The organism is Holospora curviuscula (genome assembly GCF_002930195.1).
Classification (GTDB): domain Bacteria; phylum Pseudomonadota; class Alphaproteobacteria; order Holosporales; family Holosporaceae; genus Holospora; species Holospora curviuscula.
In genome coordinates this window covers 1-1,035 of record NZ_PHHC01000022.1, presented here as the reverse complement: position 1 = coordinate 1,035, position 1,035 = coordinate 1, and the positions used below count along the sequence as shown (strand labels likewise).

The 1,035-nt window shown below is 56.0% G+C and carries 1 protein-coding gene; it reads right to left on the bottom strand.

Going from position 1 to position 1,035, the window contains the following annotated elements; genetic code table 11:
• The coding region (locus HCUR_RS08060; RefSeq protein WP_165780589.1) for a hypothetical protein at nucleotides 1–1,035 on the bottom strand (1,035 nt) is incomplete at both ends.

The window sequence follows — 1,035 nt, the reverse complement described above, 5'->3', positions numbered from 1 at the left end:
TATCTTGCACCCCTTGCAGCAGAGATTCTCTTGGATTATTAGGTTTGGAGAGTCTGTTTCTTCGATGGATAAGTTTAAGACCCTGGGCTTGATGTAATTTCAGTGGTAAAGGGATCACCGCATTATTTTTATACTTCCGTCCAGTAACCTTAAGCAGTTCATCGGACTGAGCCACGGGCCATACATGGTGCTGTTCATACTTGAGTCCAGTTTCTTTTGTCCTGGCTTGAACGATCTTTTTCATTTCCCGTTTTTGATACTCCCCCACGGAAACAGGATTGTCTTTGTAACGTTCGAAATACGCCCGGGATTCCGCCGGGGTCATATCCGCTTTCTTTTCCTGGCGCTGTTTTCCTGTGGCCTTTAGACCCGAAGCATTGCCGCCCTCTTTTTTCAGTATCCCTGGGCCCTTGTCTTTGCTTAAGGCGCTTCGCGCCAAGCGGATCCCTGCCTTGGCCAGGGTGCTCCCCACCCCTGCGCTGGCTAGATCCAAGGTTACGGACCCGGCGGCTAGGGCTCCTTGACCGGCGGCGCTCCAGTAATTACCCTCCTGGATCTCGTCGCGTACTTCCTGAACGCCCTGGGCTACATCGTAGGCTACTGCCAGAATGGTGGTGACAAAATTTTCCTCCAGGCCAGTGGTGGCCGCGGTGTCACAGACCTGGATATCTCCGGAATCCTTGCCCGCCAAGGCTAACCCCGTAGCCAGGAGAATTCTTAACGAGGCCACAGCCCGACCTGCCAACGCCTGGGCTGCCTCCTGACAGCGCTGGGTATAGGCCTCCTGCCCTTCCCCCTGGGCTCTTTGAGGCAGCTGGTCTCGAATTCCTTCTGTAACGCCCTGCGCACACGTCTCCGCCGCCATGGTGGCGCCCGCCGCCAGAAGAGCCTGATTCCAGTCCACAGTGCCGCTCTGAAGAGCTTGGAGAGACACCGTGGAGGCCATGGCCAGGGCTCCGTGGAGTAATTTATGTTCCAGCCCCGAAAGACCGCTACGATAGGCCTGGCCGATCTCTGAGGCTCCTGCGGCAGAGA